Origin of the sequence: Amycolatopsis sp. NPDC051373 (genome assembly GCF_040689465.1) — a bacterium.
Taxonomy (GTDB): Bacteria; Actinomycetota; Actinomycetes; order Mycobacteriales; family Pseudonocardiaceae; genus Amycolatopsis.
On record NZ_JBFBAE010000036.1, the window covers coordinates 1 to 18398 of the forward strand.

The following is an 18398-nucleotide window of genomic DNA, read 5'->3' on the forward strand; positions in this document are numbered from 1 at the left end:
TTCTGCATGCTCATGACATTTCCTCCGGATGTTCGACCGAGCGCGTGCACGGGCTCGGTGACGGGACGGGATTCCTCGACCTCGGCTGCCGCCGCCGGTCGACTCCTCGGCTGTAGGCAGCACGCGGCGGCGGCGCCCACTGCGGCGGGGCTAATTGCGGCCTGGCGGTGGTTTGAGCCCATACCGGGCGATGACGTCTGGCAGCCAATCGGGGGTGGCGAACTCCAGTCCGTACTCGGCCGCGAGCCGTGCCATCTCCCCTTCGGCGGGCGGGCTGCCTGCAATCAGGTCCGACAGGGCATGGAAGAACCCTTCGAAGCCGCCCGGGGCAATCACCTCGATCATCCGCGCGGGTATCTTGCCCGCGTTCCACATCGTGTGAAGTTCTCCGCGTGGCTTGGCGATGTATCCACCCGCGCCGAGTACGGCCTCGCGATCGCCTGATCGGAAACCGATCTCCCCTTCGGTCACGATCGAGTACTCGTCCTCACGGGTGTGCAGGTGCGGAGCGACCAGTGCACCGACGGGGAACGGGTGTTCCACGATCGACACAGCACCTCCTGTCTCGTGGCTCCAGAGCTTGAAGGCCACTCCGATATCTCCGAGATCCCCCTCCTTTCCCTCCCCCGGTTGCACGATCGTCAGTGGCGGAGGCGTTATGTCGCCCATGGTGACTCCCCGTCGTCATCGCTGTGACTCGCTGCCGGCGTCGTCCGACTCGGCCCCTGGCGAGGCCGGGTCAGCGGGCGCAGCTTCGCGGTCGCGAGCGATCTGGGCGATGAAGTATTCCGGGTCGTCCGGGTCGAAATTCCGTTCGGTGGTCTCCACCGGCATGGCTGGCTCCAATCACCGTGGGGCTGCGGCTTGTACCGTTGGCCGCCGTCGTCACTTCGATTGGCGTAAACCAAGGGGGGAATCTTACGGGGGTCGGCGAACTTGCCCTGGAATACCCATCGGGCACCCATCCGCGCACCGCAGCTGCTCGCGCCGGGTGCCTCGCCGCCCACGATCCGCTCGGTGTCGCTGGAGCCGGACCACGCGCAAGTTCGATGCGGCCTGCGCCTCTTCCTTGGCTGTGGTTCAGCGGCGAATCGAGTGATGGCACCTTGTTTGGCCGGACAAACATCGCGACACGTGATTTCCGCAGCCGGCCCGGGGGCACCTCCCGCGGCGGCGGCGACGGGTGGCCGAGCAAACGGACCCGGATCGCGCCGCCGCCGATCCGGAATCCTTTGTCTGGCAAAGCGACGAAGGTACGCGAACTGGTGACCTCCGACGCAACGTGGCGAACGCCGCTTCCCCCTGCTCACACAATGGCGACGCCTGGCCACCCAATAAGACTGTAAGGATGATCAGATGGCGTCCGGCGCGCGGGTCTGACCCGCGATACGACCGGCCTTCGGTGCCTTCAATTTGATCTGTTGACTCGGGTTCCGGGCGGTACGTGCTGCCGCCGGACCAGCGGGACGTGTCCCGATAGGGGCCTTGCCACTGGTGCGCGAGCATCACGGGACCGCGGCCGATGCGGCCAATACGTCCGTGACGCGGAGAACGCGGGCCGCCAGGACATCGCCGACTTCTTCCGCCGTGTGATGGAGCAGGACTCGGCCCGGGCGAAGCAGTGCCACGAGTACATGAAGGAGCCCTCGGGCAGCTCCAGCTCCGGCCCGGCGGTTTCCTGACGCGGCCGGGCGGGAAGAGCCGGGCGGCGCCTCCCGCCCCGCGCGGAGTTCATCGACAGCGCGTGCGAAGACCCACGCGAGTTACGAGCCCGACGAGCGGGAGGAGCCCGATGAGGAAGGTGACTGTCGACGATCTGCGCGAGCTGCTGGCGGCTTCGCTCGCCGAACCGGTGCTCGTGCTGACCGAAGGACGTCTGCGGGTCGAACCGCCGACGGCGGGACGCCCGGCGAGTGACGTGGTCACCCGCTCCGAGCTGCGCCGCCGACTCGGCGACGCCGGTGAACCCGGCAATCGCGACCTCGAGCTGATCGCGGCGACGCTCACCACGGCGGTCGGCGAGCGCGGAGCCTGACGGGTCAGAGGATCGGCACGCCGCCTGTCACCGCGACGCGCGCGCCGGACACGTAGCTGCCGTCGTCGGAGGCGAGCAGGACGTAGACCGGGGCGAGTTCGGCTGGCTGGCCGGCGCGGCCCAGTGGCACCTGCTCGCCGAAGCTCTTCACCTGTTCCTCGGGCATCGTGGACGGGATCAGCGGTGTCCAAATCGGACCCGGAGCGACGCTGTTGGCGCGAATCCCCCGAGGCCCCAGCAACTGCGCCAGGGCCGCCGTCATGTTCGCGACGCCCGCCTTCGTCACGTCGTAGGGCAGCAGCTGCGGAGTCGGGTTGTCGGAGTTGACCGACGAGCTGCCGATGATCGCCGCACCGGGCTTCAGGTGCGGCAGGGCCGCCTTGACGAGGTGGAAGTAGGCGCTGAGATTCGTGGCGAGCGTGTGGTCCCACTCCTCGTCCGAGATCTCTTCGAGCGTCTCGTGGGTCATCTGGAACGCCGCGTTGTTCACGAGCACGTCGAGCCGGCCGAACTCCTCGACCGTCCGAGCCACCAGCGCCCGGCAGTGCGCCGGATCCGCGATGTCACCGGGAACGGCCACGGCCTTGCGCCCGGCTTCGGCGACCCAGCGGCGGGTCTCCTCGGCGTCCTCGTGCTCGTCCAGGTAGGAGATCAGCACGTCGGCGCCTTCACGCGCGTATGCGATCGCCACCGCGCGGCCGATGCCGCTGTCCGCGCCGGTGATCAACGCGGCCTTGCCAGTCAGCTTCCCGGAGCCGCGGTAGGTGTGCTCGCCGTGATCGGGCCGCGGGGTCATCTCCCCGGTCGACCCGGGTGGGCTCTGCTGCTGAGCGGGCTGGGACACGGCCGGCTCCTTTCATTGTCAAATGCACCTGCGTTGGCACCGACGACATCGGGCAGCAGGCTCCCGTTCCGAGTGCGGCCGGTGGCGGTGCCGGCGACGATCTGGGTTCGACGGTCTGCGCGGCGTCCTCATCCGCCCGCTCGGCGAGTCGGCGCTCAGTTGCGCTCGCGGCTGACTTCGTGGTCGCCGGCGGCTTCGCGTTCGGCGAGCTCGCGCTGGTCCTCGGGGGTCAGGTCGCCCGAACCCGTGAGTTCACGGTCGAGCGTCGTATCGGCGTCGCGTTCGGGATCGGTCATGTTCCGTCGGCTACCCGCCCCTGAGCCCGGCAAACGCGGGGTCAGCCGAAGGCGGGCGCGGGCCCACCACCGGTGGACCCGCGCCGGTACCTCACGCTCCGCGGCCCGTGGTGCGCTGCAGCTCGTCGATCCGTTCCGAGGCCTGCGCTTTGGTGAGGTCGTCGGACACCTCGACCCCGGCCTCCTGTCCCAGCGTCTGCAGGTACGACTTCTGCGGCCCGGTCATGGGCTCGTCGCCGGTCGTCCAGTCGCTCGGATCCTTCTGCGGGTTCTGGTCAACCTGGTCCGTCATCACTCCTCCATTCGAACAGGTGTTCGCATGCACCGACCGTACCCCGGGTGTGCGGCAACCGCCGTCCGAATGAACCCGGAATGATCAGCGACGCCGCCGGGTACCCGCGAAACCGTGAGCAAACCTGATTTGACCCGTTCCAGTCTCGGTCCTACGGTGCCTGTGTGATGGCTGACTTCGAGGGGCAGCTGCGCTCGGCCTCATTGCGCGTGACACGGCCGCGACTGGCCGTGCTCGCGGCGCTGCGCGATCACCCGCACGTGGACACCGAGACGGTGATCGCACTGGTGCGCGACGAACTTCCGACGGTCTCGCACCAAGCGGTCTACGACGTGCTGCGGGCGCTCACCGACAGCGGCCTGGCGCGTCGCATCCAGCCCGCCGGCGCGAACGCCCGCTACGAGTCCCGGGTGGGCGACAACCACCACCACGTCGTGTGCCGCTCGTGCGGCGCGATAGCCGATGTCGACTGCACCGTCGGCGCCGCCCCCTGCCTCACCGCTTCGGACGACCACGGTTATGCGATCGACGAAGCGGAGGTCGTCTTTTGGGGTACCTGCCCCGACTGTTCGGCAGAACGCCACAACCAGTGATCCGCGAACTCGGAAGGCAAAACACATGACCGACACCCCGGAAAACACCCCGTCGAGCGCGCAGGGGGTGGACAAGAAGGCGGCCGAGGGTTGCCCGGTCGCACACGACTCCGTGACCTCGCACGGCAGCGAGAGCGAGAACCCGGCGATCGACTCGCCGCGCCCGAAGACAGGCGGCCGCCCGCGCACGAACCGGGACTGGTGGCCCAACCAGCTCGACCTGTCGGTGCTGCACGCGCACTCATCCAAGAGCAACCCGCTGGCACCGGACTTCAGCTACGCCAAGGAGTTCGAGAAGCTCGACGTCAACGCCCTCAAGCACGACATCACCGAGGCCCTCACGACCTCGCAGGACTGGTGGCCGGCCGACTTCGGGCACTACGGCGGCCTGATGATCCGCATGAGCTGGCACTCTGCGGGCACTTACCGCATCCACGACGGGCGCGGGGGCGCCGGTGACGGCGCGCAGCGCTTCGCTCCGCTCAACAGCTGGCCCGACAACGCCAACCTCGACAAGGCCCGCCGCCTGCTGTGGCCGGTCAAACAGAAGTACGGCCAGCAGGTCTCGTGGGCCGACCTGCTCGTGCTCGCCGGCAACGTCGCGCTCGAGTCCATGGGCTTCAAGACCTTCGGGTTCGGCTTCGGCCGCGTGGACACCTGGGAGCCCGAGGAGATCTACTGGGGCCCCGAGGACGACTGGCTGGGCGACGAGCGCTACGCCACCGACTCCGCGATGGTGCCCGAACTCGGCGCGACCGAGATGGGCCTCATCTACGTCAACCCCGAAGGCCCCCGCGGCAGCGCGGACTTCATGGCTGCGGCGCACTTCATCCGCGAAACCTTCGCGCGGATGGCGATGAACGACGAGGAGACCGTCGCGCTGATCGCCGGCGGTCACACCTTCGGCAAGACCCACGGCGCAGGCGTGGCCGACGACCACGTCGGCCCCGAGCCCGAGGGCGCGCAACTCGAGGCGCAGGGCCTCGGCTGGCTCAGCACCCACGCCAGCGGCAAGGGCGGCGACACGATCACCAGCGGCCTCGAGGTCACCTGGACCGACAAGCCGACGGAGTGGAGCAACCGCTTCTTCGAGATCCTCTTCGCCTACGAGTGGGAGCTCGAGACGAGCCCCGGCGGTGGCAAGCAGTACGTCGCCAAGGACGCGCCGGAGATCATCCCGGACCCGTTCGACCCGAACAAGAAGCACAAGCCGACCATGCTCACCACCGACCTGGCACTGCGCTTCGACCCGACCTACGGCGAGATCTCGCGCCGCTTCCTCGAGAACCCGGACGAGTTCGCGCTGGCGTTCGCCAAGGCCTGGTACAAGCTGCTGCACCGTGACATGGGCCCGGTCAGCCGTTTTCTGGGCCCGTGGGTCCCGGAGCCGCAGCCGTGGCAGGACCCGGTGCCGGCCGTCGAGGGTGATCTCGTGGCCGACGCCGACATCGCGGACCTCAAGGCGAAGGTGCTCGAGTCCGGGCTCACCACCGCGCAGCTGGTGACCACGGCGTGGGCGTCGGCCGCGAGCTTCCGCTCCACCGACAAGCGCGGTGGCGCCAACGGCGCGCGGATCCGCCTCGAGCCGCAGCGCGGCTGGGAGGTCAACCAGCCCGATCAGCTCGCGGCGGTGCTCGAGAAGCTCGAGGGCATCCAGCGCGAGTTCAACGAGGCCGGCGGCGCGAAGATCTCGCTCGCGGACCTCATCGTGCTGGCCGGTTCGGCCGCCGTCGAGAAGGCCGCGCACGACGCGGGCGTCGAGGTGACCGTGCCGTTCCACCCCGGCCGCACGGACGCCACCCAGGAGCAGACCGACGTCGAGTCCTTCGCGGTCCTGGAGCCGCGCGCCGACGGCTTCCGCAACTACCTGCGCGCCGGCGAGAAGCTCCAGCCCGAGGTGCTGCTCGTCGACCGCGCCTACATGCTCAACCTGACGGCCCCCGAGATGACCGTCCTGATCGGCGGCCTGCGCACCCTGGGCGCCAACGTCGACGGCGCCCAGCACGGTGTCCTCACCGACCGCCCCGGCGTGCTGACCCAGGACTTCTTCACCAACCTCCTGGCCCCCGGCACCCGCTGGAAGGCCTCGGAGTCGGACGAGAACGTGTACGAGATCCGCGACACCGCAACCGACGAGCTGAAGTGGACGGCCACCGCCGTCGACCTCATCTTCGGCTCCAACTCGCAGCTGCGTGCCCTCGCCGAGGTCTACTCCAGCGAAGACGCCCGCGACAAGTTCGTCGCCGACTTCGTCGCAGCGTGGACGAAGGTCATGGAACTGGACCGGTTCGACCTCGCCTGAGGCTGAGCAACGGACAGCCCGGCCGGTCCCGAGTGGATCGGCCGGGCTGTTCGCTGTCCAGAGCCCGAGGTCCTGCTCCCGGTGATCGCGCGCCGAGAGGCCGAAGGACCTCGATGACGATGCGGTTCCCCTGGGCGATCAGGTTTCATTCTCATAGAGGGAAAGCCCAGCACCCGGCCCCGCCCGCCACCGTGTCGGCCGTCAAGGCGTTGGTTTCACGTCTCCGCCTGTGGGAATCCAGCCCGCGCACGGTGCTTCCATCTGCGGGGCAGGCTTACGCGAAGGTGGTGGTGTTCGGTGAAACCGGAGCCCACGTATCGAGAAGAACTGCTGCTGCGTCACTACATAGAGTCGGTCGCTGAGCAGGTGGGAGTGGAGGCGACAGCGGTGCTTTGCGAGTGCGGCACGCCCTCAACCGCGTACGTCGCGCTCGCCGACACGTCGCGCGCTTGGCCCGGGCGGCTCCTGATGCTCGCGTGGAGCAGCGACGAGGGCTGGCGACTCGCACTCGAGCCCGAAAGCGACGAACCACCTGTGATCGTTGCCGTGTGGCCGGAACCGGTCCGCCCGGCCCCGGAGCGAGTCGCGCGCCGCCTCCAGAACGAGCTGCAGAAGCGGGCACAGGCAGCCGCGACGGCATCGATGATGCCTTCGGAAGATGCGGCCCACCCGTCGCGGCAGCCGGAACTTGCCCAAACGCCGATCAGGCGCTGAAGTTTACGTGGCCCGCCGTGTCGGCCGCCACCGCGCGGGTACTCCACCAACACAGCGGTATCAGCCACCGCACGAGCAAGTTCCGGAGAGGAGACATCATGGCCACCGGCGAAACCGGATTCGACGACGTCACCTACGACCTGGTGTCTGTGCAGTACCACGCCCTGAAGGCAGGACACGACTACGGCCAGTACGTCAGGGACGCGGACAACGCGGGCAAGCAGGAAATCGCCGATTTCTTCCGCACAGTCATGAAGGAAGACTCGGCACGCGCCAAGCAGTGTCACGAATTCATCAAAGAGCTGTCCGGCAGCTCGGAATCGGGCCCGGCCGTCACCTGAGGTCACCCGGCCGTTCGTCCTACGAGGCGAGGGCGGAGCAGCTGCGCACGGCCGCCGGCTCAGCCGGTGGCCGCGTGCTCGCTGTGAGCGGCCGGCACCACCGCGGCGCTGTCGCGGCGCGTAGGTCGACGCTGGTGGGTGCGTCGAGTGCGGCCGGGTCGCCGTCCGGATTCGGTTCGAAGCTCGACATGCCCTCGGTCTTGGCGCGGCCGCGGCCGAGGGGCTCCGACGCTGGCGCTCAATCTGAGTGAGGTCCCGCGTCGTTTCCTCGGCCGCGCTCGGGCGCTCGTCTCGAACGCAGCCTCAGCCGCTTGGGCACGACAGGTTCTTCACGCCGTATTCGTCTTGGGACAGGAACTGGCCGCCGAAGCAACCTGACGGAATTTTCGCGCGTATCCGCGGCATGATCAGGTAACAGGTCAGGTTGGATGATCAACGTCGAGGCGCCGGCGCCCACCATCTCGCCCGCGTCACCAGCGGCCGGGCGGGACCGGTTCGTCGCTGTTCAGCGGACACCGTACTGGACTGGGTTGCGAGTCAACTCGCGGCACCGAGCCGTTGGGCGAGCAGTTTCTTGCCCTGCTCCGCACCCTTCCGGCTTTCCTCCTGGGCACGGCGGAAAAAGGCGGCCAGCTCGCGGTCGCCCGTGCGGTCGGCATCGGCGATGTAGGACTCCATTCGCAGTGCGTTGCTCAGACACGCCTCCACGAACCAGATGATGTTGTAGTCCTTGTCCTGTGTACCGGTGACCTGATCGGTTTCGCTGCTGGTCACGATCACTCCTCGGGTTTCGTTTCCGATGGCCTCAGACCTCGGCTACCCCGATTCCGTCACTCGACACCTCGAACCCGCCTGGCCCGATCGCACTCGATGCCCGGCGCGGCCCGCTGCGCCCCCGACACGCGAGTGAACATCTCAACGCCCGAAGGTGGTGCACCGTAACGGTGGCTGCGAGACGATCGGGCAATGCAGGCATCCGATCGCTACCCCACGCCTGGCGCCGGCGAGACGAGCGTCAGCCTCCGCGGTGAGGGTTCGGCTGTGGTGCTCACGGCACGCGGCGAATTCGATGCGCTCACCGCGCCCCTGCTCCAGGCGGCGATCCACGATGCGCTGAAGACCACACCCGAAGTCCTGGTGGTCGACCTGACCGCAGTCAGCTTCATCTCCTCGATCGCGCTCGCGGCCCTGGCCGAGGTACACCAAGCCGCTGGTGAGCGCACCAGCCTCCGCCTGGCGGTCGAGCGCCAACTGGACCGCACCCTGCGGTTGGTCGGACTCCACCAGCGGTTCGCCCTGTATTCGTCAGTGGCCGACGCTCTAGCCGCTGACGACACCTGACTCGCAACGCGCGACACAGGACGGGTGTATCTCGGGCGGGCGCGGGTATGCCGCAGACAAGACCCGGCAGGCCGGGCCGCGACCGCGCGAGGTGGTGCCCATGTCTGTGACCGGCAGCCACGCCGCTGCAGCGAAGGCCGAGTTGTCGGTGCGCCTACCCGCGCGCACCGACGACGTGACGCTCATGCGGTATTCTCTGGCCGGCTGGCTCAGGGCCCACCGCCTGACAGGGGATCTCGCCCACGATATCGAGCTGGCAACCTACGAGGCACTGATCAACACGGCCAGCCACGCCTACCCCGCCGGCATCAGCGGCACCGTCGAGCTGAATGCACGCCACCAGGATGACCTGATCCGGGTCACCGTCACCGACGACGGCCGCTGGCAACCATCCACCAGGGACCCAGACCAGTGTTACGGGCGTGGCCTCACCATCATGCGCGCTCTCTCCGACCACATCATCCTCGCTCCCACCGACGTGGGCACCACCGTGACCATGACTTGGTACCTGACATTGCCCGAGGCCCTCGGCACGAGCTGACCCGAGCAGCCCACTGTCACCGCGCGCAGAAGCCGCCAGCTGGGCGTCGACGACCAGGGGCTCGTTGTCGGGCCCGCGGGCGATCTCGCGGCCCCGCAGCACCCAGGGACGCACGCCCGGGCCGCGCAGGTCACGCAGGTGCCCCTAGTCGTACAGCCGGCGGGCGAGCCACAGCCGTACGGAGCGGTCACGCCACCAGGACTCCGTCCGCAGCGGGTTCGCCGACAGGCCCGGCAGCGAGATGCCGGTGAGGCCGTCGAGACTTGTGGGATCGCGGTCGCCGTCGGCGAGGTCCGTGTCGGGGCCTCGCGACCAGCGCACATACAAGTCGTCGCCACCTTCGGTCTCCAACAGGCAGGCCAAGCCCGCGAGGTCGTAGACCGTCGGCAGGTCCGTGCCGATGCGAGTCCTGCTGCCCCGTTACCCAGGCGACCGCGCGCGAAACACGGTGGTTCGGCAAACCCACGACCGGGTAAGCCCGGGACATGCGCGACGGTACCGATCAGCCCGACATCGCCCGCCCGACGACGCCCGACCCGGGCCGCGAGGACGACTCCCTGTACGACCCGGGAGAAGGTCGCCCGCCGAGGGACGTCGATGACGCCGAGGGCACGGGCCAAAGCGTGATCGGCGAACAGCGCGAGCGCCGTCGCGACCGAACTTGACTCCCCTCTTTGGCGACGGCCGCGCCTTCGTCGGCGTCCATCTCCTTCGTGTCGTGCGGCGGCAGGAACTACTCGCCCCCCGGGCGACGCCGCACCTCGAGCCGGCGCCCGGGGCGAGGCGTCCAGCACCGCGATGTTCGAGATCCAGAGCCAGACCAGGAACACGATCACACCGGCGAGCGAATCGTAGGTCTCGTGGCAGGGAAACGAAATTAGCCACGCACGCCGCGAAGCCCGCCGAGCCGATTCCCAGGAGCGCGACCGAACCCGTTGCGACCACGCCGGGCGCGCGAATGGGGGCGGGATCACGATCCCGAAAGTCGGTGCCAACCGCAGCGGCAGGACTTCGACAGTGGACTCGCCGGAAGCCGCTCGGAGGCGGGCGCGCCCGGTGACCCGAGGTCTGGGAACCCCGGGCTCGCGATCGTGACACTACGCGAGCGCAGCGTCCGCGACTAGCAGCCAAAGGCTCTTTGGCTGAACGTTGTCAACGGACGTGGGGTCAGGGACGACGGTCAGCGTGACGTGCCTTCCCGACCGACGCGCCGACGTCGGCTTGTGTTTCAGACCAGTTGCCTTGCTCATCCTTTGTGGACACACGCCGCGTGGTGAAGAGTTACCGCTTCAGCGAGGTGGTGGAAGCGGGCGACCACCTGCCCGCGCCCGCGGCACAACTTCCTCGAGCTGCCGCGGACCAAGTCGGAATGGCCGGTGTTGGAGCTGCGCTCCCTGGCCATGGAGCGCATCAACGCGGAGAACCACGTGGCCCGACGGTTACTCGACACAAGTGTGTAAGCGCCCTCGTGCCGGGTAACCGCAGCACTCGAAAGGAGGCAGCATGGCTGAGTTTTCCCGTTCCTGGCCACGCCTGGTCGTCCTCGTGGTCGCGGTGGTCTACCTCGTGCTCGGCGTGGCGGGGTTCTTCGTGCCGGAGACCGCGCACGTCGGCCACGCCCCGTCCCGCACGGTCTGGATCTTCGGCTCCAGCACGGTCCTCAACATCGTGCACACCGCAGTCGGTCTGCTCGGCCTGCTCGCGGCACGCAAGCCCTCCGGGGCCGTCGGCTACTGCTGGTTCGTGTTCGTCGCGTTCGCCGGACTCACGGCGTTCGGCATCCTGTCGGCCACGTTCGGCACAGTCGACGACGACCCGGTGAACCTCAACGGCGCCGACAACTGGCTGCACGGCCTTACCTCGCTCGTCGCGCTGGCCGTGGCGCTCGCGGGCGACCGCGCTCGCGAACGCGACACGGCGCCTTCGTCGCCCAACCGGAGCGACTAACCGGCCACGAGGCCGACGGTGTACGGCAGCACAAACGCGCACCCACCGACGAAACCGGCGAACGCCAGCGCGCCGGCTACCGGCGACGAAGCCGGTCACCAGCGTGAGCACGCCACCCGGGAAAACCTGGCGCAGCCGCGCAGGGGAACAGCCAACCGGAGGTGACCATGTCCGTCCTGACCCGTGTCCTCGGGGCCGCCACCGCGGCCTACGGCCTGACTACCATCGTCTACCCGCGGGCGCTGGCCAAACCGTGCGGGCTCACGACCGCGTCCGGTGCCGTGCCGGCCGGCACCCGCACGCTGATCGCCGCGATGGGCGCCCGTGACATCGCGATCGGGCTGGCGATGGCGTTCGCAGACGAGGGCAAGCCGATGCGGCTCGCCCTCGCCGCGCGCGTCGCCTCCGACACCGCCGACGCGGCGGCGTTCGGGCTGGGGCTGCCGGATCGGTCACCCCGGCCGAAAGCCGCGGCGGCCGCGCTGGGGTGGGCCGCATTGTGCGCGGTCTCTACGTTCGTCCGCCGATAACAGTCTACTGTGGACTAGGCCAGCGACGTGGCGATGAGCAACGGCGCCGCGGCCGCCCACGCTTGCGGTGACGCCGAGTGTGGATACCGAACCGGGTACGGCGTTTCCGCGCGAGCGTAACCGGCCATCACCTCGGGCAGGCGGTTGCCTGGTTGGTGCCCGGCCGCGGCGACGAGACCCTCGGCCAGGTGCGTGGCCTCCGTGGTGAGTCCGGCGCGAGCCAGGCCCGCCACCGCGATGGCCGTATCATGGGGCCAGACCCCGCCGTTGTGGTAAGAGACGGGGTGGAAGGGCACCTGCCCTTCCGCGAGCGTGCGCACGCCCCAGCCGCTGAAGAACCTCGGCTCCGTCAGTCGCTTGCCGACCTGCTGCGCGCGGCCGTCGGGGAGGATCCCGGACCACAGCACGTGCCCGGCGTTGGAGGCCAGCGCGTCGACCTGGCGGCGCCGGCCGTCGAGGGCCAAGGCGACGAAGTCCTGGCCCCGCAGCCAGAAGTCCTGCTCGAAGTCGGCACGCAGGCGGGCCGCGCGATCGGTGAGCCGGTCGGCGTACGCCGGGTCCCGCCACACTTCGCGGGCGAGCTCAGCCGTCGAGATCAGGGCTTCGTAGGCGTAGCCCTGCGCCTCGCAGACCGCGATGGGTCCCTCGGCGAGCTCACCGTCCGCGAAGCAGATCGAGCGCGCGGAATCCTTCCAGCATTGGTGGACGAGGCCGGGCCCGTCCGTGCGGTACACCAGGTAACCGTGCTCGTCCAGGCCGCCGTGGTGGAACATCCAGTCAACGGCGGCGCGCGCGGCACTTTCCAGTTCGATGGCCATGCCGTCGCCCGCGACGCGACGGTGACCACCCAGCAGCACGAGGAAAAGCGGCGTCGCATCGACGGTTCCGTAGTACCGCCCGTACGGCGTCTGCCCGAAGCGGCTCAGCTCTCCCTGCCGCACCTCGTGCGCGATCTTGCCCGGCTCTTCTATCCGAGCCGGATCGACCACGCGGCCCTGCACCGCCGCGAGCGCGCGCAAGGTCGCGCCCGCCAGCTCCGGCCGGTAGGGCAGCGCCGACATCGAAGTGATGAGGCTGTCCCGGCCGAAGAGGGTCAGGAACCAGGGCACGCCGGCCCCCGGGATGCGCAGGTCCGGCTGCCCCGGCGCGGGCACGCGCAGGTCCGCCAAGTCGGCGAGCCCGGCCGTAACGGCCGCCCGCAGCTCGGGCCACCCGTGCGCCGGGACGTCCACTCCCTCGACGAACTCCTCGACGTCCAGCCGAGCTCGACGCGCCACGTCAGCCACTCTCGCGGGCTGTTCGCCGGACACCGGCACGCGCTGTCCTTCGCCGGCCAGCACTTCGAGACGCAGCGGTACTTCGCCGTGCGGTGGAAGGTCGAGCGTCCAGCTGAGCTGTTCGCCGGCGTACGCGGCCGGAACGGAGGATCGCAGCACTGTCCACTTGCGATAGTCGTCCCGCTCGTAGGCCAGCAGCACCTCGCCGCTTTCGCGCACGATCGTCGTGTGCCGGCCCGGACGTTCGAACTGACCGGTGCCACGCAACTCGAACTGGTCGGCGAAATCGGCCGCGAACCGGAACTCCACCGTCACGGCGACCGGCACCGCGAGGTGGTTGCGCACGCGGACTTCTTCGACGAGCGAGCCTGAACCCAGTGCCTGGTCGCGGAACACGCTGTACGCGGCGTCCTGGTTCCGCGGCGTGGCCGGGCTGAGGATCACGCTCGTCGACTGCCGGTCACGCACCGCGCTCAGCACCCGCAGCGCATCCCCGGTCGAGAACTCCCACCGCGACAGGTGCCGGGTGTCCTCGGCGTAGAAGCCTTCAGTACCCGCCACGACGTCGGCCGTGTCACCCGTGATGAGGAACGTCGTGCCCCGCACGGAGGTGTGCGTGCTCATGCCGCCCGCCCGTCCGCCGCCGGTTCCGCGAGGAGGTCGATCGCCACCGCGGCGGTCCAGCTGAAGTCGTCGCTGCCGTGGCCCTCGCCGGTGAGCGGGTCCACGTACTCGCGGAAGCCCGCGCCGCGGATCGAGTCCAGCATGCCCTCGCGCAGCCGATCGGCGACCTCGTGGTAGCCCTGGGCGCGCAGGCCGCGCCAGATGAGCCAGCCGGTGTTGAACCAGGCCGGGCCCCGCCAATAGCGCGCCGGTTCGAAATCGGCGGCGAGGAGGTCGTAACTGGGCACGGGGCTCAGCTCGCCGAGGCGGAAGTGCTCGCCGCGCGCGGATTTCAGCAGTTCCTCGACCACCGGCAGGTCCGGCACGACCAGCGGCACGAGACCACCGACCGTACGGCGCCGCAGCAGCGACTTCGTGTGCGCGTCGCGGGCGAAGAACATCCCCTCGACCGGGTCGTAGAGCCGGCTCACGAGCGAGTTCGTGATCGCGCCCGCGCGCCGCCGGTGGGGCGTCGGGTCGGCGCCGATCTCCTCGGCCATCGCCGCGAGCGCCGCTTCGCCGGCGGCCAGCACGGCGTTCGTCAGCGGGTCTTCCACGGCGAAGGCGCAGCCGTCGAGCGCGTCGGCGAACCCGCCGTCCCGGTAGTCGGCGGCGAGACGCACGTACCGGCCGTAGTCCAAGTCGGTCGGCCGCTCACCCGCACCGGCGTGCCCGAGATCGCGGCGGACGAACGACGAGGTGGGCACCGGCTCGATCCGGCCCAGCGGCTCATCCCAGCTCGGGCTGTTGTCCAACCCCGACTCCCACGGGTGCACCACGCTCACGAGCCCGTCACCGCCCAGGTCGCGGCGGGTGAACAGGTAGTCGTGCCAGCGCCGCAGCCGCGGGTAGAGCCGGCGCAGGAAACCTCGGCGGTCCGAAGTGGACGGGTCGGCGAGGTGCACTTCCCACGCGGCCAGCGCGTGCACCGGCGGCTGCACGAGCCCCGAGGTCACCAGGCCGGTCGACGCGTGGCGCGCGCCCGGTCCCCAGAAATCGGGGCCGGGGAAGTAGGCGTCCGCGGGCACCGCCGGGTTGAACACGATCTGCGGCACACGCCCGTCGGTCCACTGGGCGCCGAAGAGCGACTCGAGTTCGCGTTGCGCGCGCACGGCCGACAGGTGCCGAAGCCCCAGCGCGATGAACGCCGAGTCCCAGCTCCACTGGTGCGGGTAAAGACCTTGGGCGGGCACGGTGAATCCGCGGCGCCAGTTGGCGAGCAGGATCCGGCGGGCCCGCCGGGCGAGCTCGTCGGTCATGCGAGCCGTCGCAGGAACGGTGGCACCCCGGCCACCGCGTCCGCGGGCTCGCCACGCAGCCGGCTCTCCAGAGCAAGGTCGCCCTCGTAGCCGATGGCGGCCAGCGCGCCGAGCACCGCCGGCCAGTCGAGGTGCCCGGCGCCGGGCTGCAGCCGGTTCGAGTCGCTGACCTGCACGTGGCCGATGTAGCGGGCGAAACGCACGAGCGAGTCCGCGGGGTCGTCCTCCTCGATGTTCATGTGGTAGGTGTCCGCGCCGATGCGCACGGAGTCCAGCCCCACCTCGTCGATGAGCGACGCTGCCTGCTCGAGGCGGTTGACCATGTGGTCCTCGTACCGGTTGAGCGGCTCCAACAGCAGGAGCACGCCTTCGGCCTTCGCGTGCTCCCCCAGCTCGGTCAGGCCCGCGACCAGCACCTCGCGGTCCTGTTCCTCGGAGCGCGGCGGCTCGAACGGCGGCAGCCGGCGCGAGAACATCCCGTAGGACGCCGGGGTCATCGCCCCGATCCCGCCCAGCTCGGCGATCACCGACAGCTGGGAGCGCATCTGCTTGATCGCGTCGGCACGAAGCTCGGAGTCGAAAGCGCCGAAGAAGTGCAGCATGTCCACGCATACCGTGCGCATCACGACGCCGTTGCGCGCGGCGCGGTGCAGCTCCGGCAGGCGCTTTTCCAGCGCCAGATCCTTCTTGCCGCGCAGCTCGATGGCGTCGTACCCGGCCGCGGTCGCGAAGTCCCACTTGGTCTCGAGGTCGTCGCCGGGCAAAAGCTGTTCCTGGCAGGCGAGTTTCAGCATCACTTCTCCGTGTAGTCGAGGACGACCTGCAGTGCGTCGGCCGGGTGTTCGTCGAGCAGTTCGTAGGCGCGTTCGACCTCGTCGACGCGCACGCGGTGGGTGACGAGGCGGACGGGGTCGATGGCGCCTTCCGCGGCCAGCCGCAGGAACGTGCGGTTCATCCGGTCCTGGTCCCAGCGCCCGGCCAGGCGCCACGGCACCCCGCCGATCTGCGAGGCGACGATCTCGACGCGGTTGTGGTGGAACTCCTCGCCGAGGCGCAGGCCGGTGCCGTCGCCCTGGTAGAAGCCGGCGGCGACCACGCGCCCGCCGACGCCGACCGTCCGGACGGCTTCGTGCAGTGCGCGGTAGGTGCCGCTGAGCTCGATGGCAACGTCGGCGCCGCGGCCGCCGGTGGCTTCGCGCACGGTTTCCGCCGCACTGGCCGCGGTCACGTCCACGGTCTCCACCGCGCCGAACTCCGAAGCGATCGCCAGCCGCGACGCGATGGCGTCGCACGCCACGACCCGGCCGCCGTTCAGCGTCGCGAGCCTCGTGGCGAGCAGGCCGATCACGCCCTGCCCGAACACCGCGACTGTCTCGCCGACGTGCACGTCGGCGCCGAGGACGCCGTTGAGGGCCACCGCGCCGACGCGGGCGAACGACGCCGCCAGCGGTTCGAGACCGGCCGGCACAACGTGGTCGACCAGCTTCGCCACCGGCACGATCGCCTCGCTGCGGTGGCCCCAGATGCCCCACACGACGTCGCCCACGGCCGGCGCCCCCTGCGTGCCGACCGCGTCGGGCGAGACCTCGAGGACCTCGCCGACCTCGGAGTAGCCCCAGCCGACAACCGGGTACGTCTGGCTCACGTCCCCCTCGACGAACAGCCGGCGCTGCTCATCCCACACCCGCGTGAGGTACGGGTTGGTGCCGCGGTAGGCCGTCAGCTCGGTGCCGGCCGAGATGCCCGAGTACAGCGTGCGCACGCGCACCGCCCCGGCTCCCAACTCCTCCGGCTCCGTCTCGACCGCCTCGACCCGGCGAGGGCCAACGAACTGAACCACCGTGCCCACGAGGGCCTCCTCCGACCACCTTGTCGATCATTTATGACCATCTGCCCGGCAGAAGCTACCCCACTTATGCCAGAAAATCTACATAACTTGTCTTGCTTTCACGCCTAACTGATGCTGTGATCGTCGCCAGGCACGACGCAAAGGAGCACCGATGTCTTCAGCACGAGGACGGTCGAGAGTCCCGGTCCGATCGGCCGCCGCACTGGCGGCCGTGGTGATGGCCGGTGGCGCGCTGACCGCCTGCGGCTCCGGTTCCGACGACAGCGGCGATGGCACGCTGACGGTCTGGAGCATGGAGAACCAGTCAGACCGGGTCGCCGCGGCACAGAAGATCGCCGACCAGTTCACCGCCCAGACCGGCGTGAAAGTGAAGATCGTCGGTCTGGACGAGGACCAGTTCAGCCAGCTGGTCACCTCCGCCGCGGCCGCGGGCAACCTGCCCGACGTCGTCGGCGGGCTCTCGCTCACGGGCGTCAACGAGATGGCCGTGAACGACCTCGTCGACACCGACGCCGCGGCGGCGGTGGTGAAGGACCTGGGAGCCGGCACCTTCTCGGCCCGCGCCCTGCAGATGGACTCCAGCGCAGGCAAGCAGCTGGCGGTGCCGTCGGACGGCTGGCCGCAGATGCTCGCCTACCGCAAGGACCTCTTCGCCAAGGCCGGCCTGGGCGCGCCCGACACGTTCGACAAGATCCGCCAAGCGGCGCAGAAGCTCAACTCGGGCGGCGTCGCGGGCATCTCCATCGCGACCGACCCCGGGGACGCGTTCACGCAGCAGACGTTCGAGGACTTCGCGCTGGGCAACGGCTGCCAGCTCGTCGACCAGAGCGGGAAGGTGACGCTCGACAGCCCGGCGTGCGTCAACACGTTCTCCTTCTACAACGACCTGGTGCACAACTACTCCGTGCCCGGCGCCCAGAACGTCGACTCGACGCGCGCGACCTACTTCGCCGGCAAGGCCGCGATGACGGTGTGGTCCTCCTACCTCCTGCCCCAGCTCGCCGGGCTGCAGAAGGACGCCGCACCCAGCTGCCCGCAGTGCCAGGCCGACCCGCAGTTCCTCGCGAAGAACACCGGGTTCGTCACGGCCATCAAGGGCCCCGACGGCTCGGCCGCGCAGAACTTCGGCGAGCTCGGCTCGTGGGTGGTGACGCAGGGCGACCGCGCGGCGAACGCCCAGAAGTTCGTGAGCTACATGCTCGACCAGGGCTACGCCGGCTGGCTCGGCCTCGCACCGCAGGGCAAGATCCCCGCGCGCACGGGTACCGCGAACGAGCCCGGCAAGTTCACGAAGGCGTGGTCCGGCCTGCAGGTCGGCACCGACACCAAGAAGCCGCTCAACGCGGTGTACCCGGCGGAGGTGATCCAGTCGCTGCAGAACAGCTTGGACACCTTCCAGCAGTGGGGCGTCACGCAGGGACAGGGCGGTCTGGCCGGTGCGACGCTGGCCGAGCTGCCCGTGCCGAAGGCCGTCAGCGCGATGACCGGCGGCAACGTGGACCCGGCCGGCGCGGCCAAGCAGGCGAGCGACGCGGTGCAGAACATCCAGAAATCACTGAAGTAGGGAAACGCGG

21 protein-coding genes and 1 pseudogene are annotated in these 18398 nt (G+C 69.6%); 11 read left to right on the plus strand and 11 right to left on the minus strand.

Going from position 1 to position 18398, the window contains the following annotated elements; translation table 11 throughout:
- Positions 1-150 precede the first annotated feature (150 nt).
- The gene (locus AB0383_RS43525; protein WP_364175731.1) at positions 151-552 is read right to left on the minus strand and encodes a cupin domain-containing protein; all 402 of its coding nucleotides are present in this window, start codon (positions 550-552) and stop codon (positions 151-153) included.
- 132 nt (positions 553-684) lie between these two features.
- On the minus strand, positions 685-834 hold the full coding sequence (locus tag AB0383_RS43530) for a hypothetical protein (protein ID WP_364175733.1): 150 nt from the start codon (positions 832-834) through the stop codon (positions 685-687).
- A gap of 958 nt (positions 835-1792) precedes the next feature.
- Between AB0383_RS43530 and AB0383_RS43535 the strand changes: the two genes are divergently transcribed.
- Positions 1793-2035: a hypothetical protein gene (locus tag AB0383_RS43535; protein ID WP_364175735.1), complete on the plus strand. Its 243-nt coding sequence runs from the start codon at positions 1793-1795 to the stop codon at positions 2033-2035.
- A 4-nt stretch (positions 2036-2039) separates the two neighbouring features.
- Here AB0383_RS43535 and AB0383_RS43540 read toward each other — a convergent pair whose 3' ends face one another.
- The 3 genes from AB0383_RS43540 to AB0383_RS43550 form a co-directional block, all read right to left on the minus strand.
- Positions 2040-2831, minus strand: a complete 792-nt coding sequence (locus AB0383_RS43540; RefSeq protein ID WP_364176407.1) for an SDR family oxidoreductase — start codon at positions 2829-2831, stop codon at positions 2040-2042.
- A gap of 203 nt (positions 2832-3034) precedes the next feature.
- The gene (locus AB0383_RS43545; RefSeq protein WP_364175738.1) at positions 3035-3175 is read right to left on the minus strand and encodes a hypothetical protein; all 141 of its coding nucleotides are present in this window, start codon (positions 3173-3175) and stop codon (positions 3035-3037) included.
- Positions 3176-3266: 91 nt separating this feature from the next.
- A complete protein-coding gene (locus AB0383_RS43550; protein WP_364175741.1) occupies positions 3267-3467 on the minus strand; it encodes a DUF3072 domain-containing protein in 201 nt (66 codons plus the stop codon).
- A 167-nt stretch (positions 3468-3634) separates the two neighbouring features.
- Here AB0383_RS43550 and AB0383_RS43555 point away from each other — a divergent pair, with 167 nt between their 5' ends.
- From AB0383_RS43555 to AB0383_RS43570, 4 genes are all read left to right on the plus strand, one after another.
- Complete coding sequence (locus AB0383_RS43555; protein ID WP_364175744.1) at positions 3635-4060, plus strand: Fur family transcriptional regulator; 426 nt, start codon at positions 3635-3637, stop codon at positions 4058-4060.
- Positions 4061-4085: 25 nt separating this feature from the next.
- Positions 4086-6362, plus strand: a complete 2277-nt coding sequence (gene katG / locus AB0383_RS43560; RefSeq protein WP_364175746.1) for a catalase/peroxidase HPI — start codon at positions 4086-4088, stop codon at positions 6360-6362.
- A gap of 297 nt (positions 6363-6659) precedes the next feature.
- Positions 6660-7076, plus strand: coding sequence for a DUF6292 family protein (locus AB0383_RS43565; protein ID WP_364175749.1), 417 nt, complete (start codon positions 6660-6662; stop codon positions 7074-7076).
- Between the two features lie 98 nt (positions 7077-7174).
- Positions 7175-7417, plus strand: coding sequence for an acyl carrier protein (locus AB0383_RS43570; protein WP_364175751.1), 243 nt, complete (start codon positions 7175-7177; stop codon positions 7415-7417).
- Between the two features lie 537 nt (positions 7418-7954).
- Here AB0383_RS43570 and AB0383_RS43575 read toward each other — a convergent pair.
- Positions 7955-8191, minus strand: a complete 237-nt coding sequence (locus tag AB0383_RS43575) for a hypothetical protein (RefSeq protein WP_364175754.1) — start codon at positions 8189-8191, stop codon at positions 7955-7957.
- 192 nt (positions 8192-8383) lie between these two features.
- Between AB0383_RS43575 and AB0383_RS43580 the strand changes: the two genes are divergently transcribed.
- On the plus strand, positions 8384-8758 hold the full coding sequence (locus AB0383_RS43580; RefSeq protein WP_364175756.1) for an STAS domain-containing protein: 375 nt from the start codon (positions 8384-8386) through the stop codon (positions 8756-8758).
- Positions 8759-8858: 100 nt separating this feature from the next.
- Positions 8859-9299: an ATP-binding protein gene (locus tag AB0383_RS43585; RefSeq protein WP_364175759.1), complete on the plus strand. Its 441-nt coding sequence runs from the start codon at positions 8859-8861 to the stop codon at positions 9297-9299.
- A gap of 42 nt (positions 9300-9341) precedes the next feature.
- Here the strand turns inward: AB0383_RS43585 and AB0383_RS43590 are convergent.
- Positions 9342-9701 (minus strand): annotated as a pseudogene (locus AB0383_RS43590) (DUF6098 family protein); the annotation flags it as partial.
- An 83-nt stretch (positions 9702-9784) separates the two neighbouring features.
- Between AB0383_RS43590 and AB0383_RS43595 the strand changes: the two are divergent.
- From AB0383_RS43595 to AB0383_RS43605, 3 genes are all read left to right on the plus strand, one after another.
- Entirely contained in the window at positions 9785-9964 is a 180-nt protein-coding gene (locus AB0383_RS43595; protein ID WP_364175762.1) for a hypothetical protein, read from the plus strand.
- An 838-nt stretch (positions 9965-10802) separates the two neighbouring features.
- On the plus strand, positions 10803-11246 hold the full coding sequence (locus tag AB0383_RS43600) for a DUF4383 domain-containing protein (protein WP_364175765.1): 444 nt from the start codon (positions 10803-10805) through the stop codon (positions 11244-11246).
- Between the two features lie 167 nt (positions 11247-11413).
- On the plus strand, positions 11414-11776 hold the full coding sequence (locus AB0383_RS43605) for a hypothetical protein (protein ID WP_366190324.1): 363 nt from the start codon (positions 11414-11416) through the stop codon (positions 11774-11776).
- Positions 11777-11790: 14 nt separating this feature from the next.
- Here the strand turns inward: AB0383_RS43605 and AB0383_RS43610 are convergent, their stop codons facing one another.
- From AB0383_RS43610 to AB0383_RS43625, 4 genes are read right to left on the minus strand one after another with little or no spacing between them, the layout of a single operon-like run.
- Complete coding sequence (locus tag AB0383_RS43610) at positions 11791-13677, minus strand: glycogen debranching N-terminal domain-containing protein (protein WP_366190325.1); 1887 nt, start codon at positions 13675-13677, stop codon at positions 11791-11793.
- A complete protein-coding gene (locus AB0383_RS43615) occupies positions 13674-14975 on the minus strand; it encodes a hypothetical protein (RefSeq protein ID WP_364175772.1) in 1302 nt (433 codons plus the stop codon). Before AB0383_RS43615 ends, AB0383_RS43610 begins: the two co-directional genes overlap by 4 nt.
- A complete protein-coding gene (locus tag AB0383_RS43620; RefSeq protein WP_364175775.1) occupies positions 14972-15769 on the minus strand; it encodes a sugar phosphate isomerase/epimerase family protein in 798 nt (265 codons plus the stop codon). The genes AB0383_RS43615 and AB0383_RS43620 overlap by 4 nt, the downstream gene beginning before the upstream one ends.
- Positions 15769-16824 (minus strand): zinc-binding alcohol dehydrogenase, encoded by a 1056-nt coding sequence (locus AB0383_RS43625; protein WP_364175778.1) that lies wholly within the window; start codon positions 16822-16824, stop codon positions 15769-15771. Before AB0383_RS43625 ends, AB0383_RS43620 begins: the two co-directional genes overlap by 1 nt.
- Before the next feature lie 151 nt (positions 16825-16975).
- Between AB0383_RS43625 and AB0383_RS43630 the strand changes: the two genes are divergently transcribed.
- Positions 16976-18388, plus strand: a complete 1413-nt coding sequence (locus AB0383_RS43630) for an extracellular solute-binding protein (protein WP_364175781.1) — start codon at positions 16976-16978, stop codon at positions 18386-18388.
- The last annotated feature ends 10 nt before the right edge of the window (positions 18389-18398 follow it).

Excerpts from the sequence above, each read along its gene's own strand:
- AB0383_RS43530 (WP_364175733.1), bottom strand. The coding sequence starts at position 834 with ATGCCGGTGGAGACCACCGAACGGAATTTCGACCCGGACGACCCGGAA.
- AB0383_RS43550 (WP_364175741.1), bottom strand. The coding sequence starts at position 3,467 with ATGACGGACCAGGTTGACCAGAACCCGCAGAAGGATCCGAGCGACTGG.
- AB0383_RS43610 (WP_366190325.1), bottom strand. The coding sequence starts at position 13,677 with ATGAGCACGCACACCTCCGTGCGGGGCACGACGTTCCTCATCACGGGT.
- AB0383_RS43630 (WP_364175781.1), top strand. The coding sequence starts at position 16,976 with ATGTCTTCAGCACGAGGACGGTCGAGAGTCCCGGTCCGATCGGCCGCC.
- AB0383_RS43555 (WP_364175744.1), top strand. The coding sequence starts at position 3,635 with ATGGCTGACTTCGAGGGGCAGCTGCGCTCGGCCTCATTGCGCGTGACA.
- AB0383_RS43585 (WP_364175759.1), top strand. The coding sequence starts at position 8,859 with ATGTCTGTGACCGGCAGCCACGCCGCTGCAGCGAAGGCCGAGTTGTCG.
- AB0383_RS43570 (WP_364175751.1), top strand. The coding sequence starts at position 7,175 with ATGGCCACCGGCGAAACCGGATTCGACGACGTCACCTACGACCTGGTG.
- katG (WP_364175746.1), top strand. The coding sequence starts at position 4,086 with ATGACCGACACCCCGGAAAACACCCCGTCGAGCGCGCAGGGGGTGGAC.
- AB0383_RS43535 (WP_364175735.1), top strand. The coding sequence starts at position 1,793 with ATGAGGAAGGTGACTGTCGACGATCTGCGCGAGCTGCTGGCGGCTTCG.
- AB0383_RS43595 (WP_364175762.1), top strand. The coding sequence starts at position 9,785 with ATGCGCGACGGTACCGATCAGCCCGACATCGCCCGCCCGACGACGCCC.
- AB0383_RS43620 (WP_364175775.1), bottom strand. The coding sequence starts at position 15,769 with ATGCTGAAACTCGCCTGCCAGGAACAGCTTTTGCCCGGCGACGACCTC.
- AB0383_RS43605 (WP_366190324.1), top strand. The coding sequence starts at position 11,414 with ATGTCCGTCCTGACCCGTGTCCTCGGGGCCGCCACCGCGGCCTACGGC.
- AB0383_RS43540 (WP_364176407.1), bottom strand. The coding sequence starts at position 2,831 with ATGACCCCGCGGCCCGATCACGGCGAGCACACCTACCGCGGCTCCGGG.
- AB0383_RS43545 (WP_364175738.1), bottom strand. The coding sequence starts at position 3,175 with ATGACCGATCCCGAACGCGACGCCGATACGACGCTCGACCGTGAACTC.
- AB0383_RS43600 (WP_364175765.1), top strand. The coding sequence starts at position 10,803 with ATGGCTGAGTTTTCCCGTTCCTGGCCACGCCTGGTCGTCCTCGTGGTC.
- AB0383_RS43580 (WP_364175756.1), top strand. The coding sequence starts at position 8,384 with ATGCAGGCATCCGATCGCTACCCCACGCCTGGCGCCGGCGAGACGAGC.
- AB0383_RS43615 (WP_364175772.1), bottom strand. The coding sequence starts at position 14,975 with ATGACCGACGAGCTCGCCCGGCGGGCCCGCCGGATCCTGCTCGCCAAC.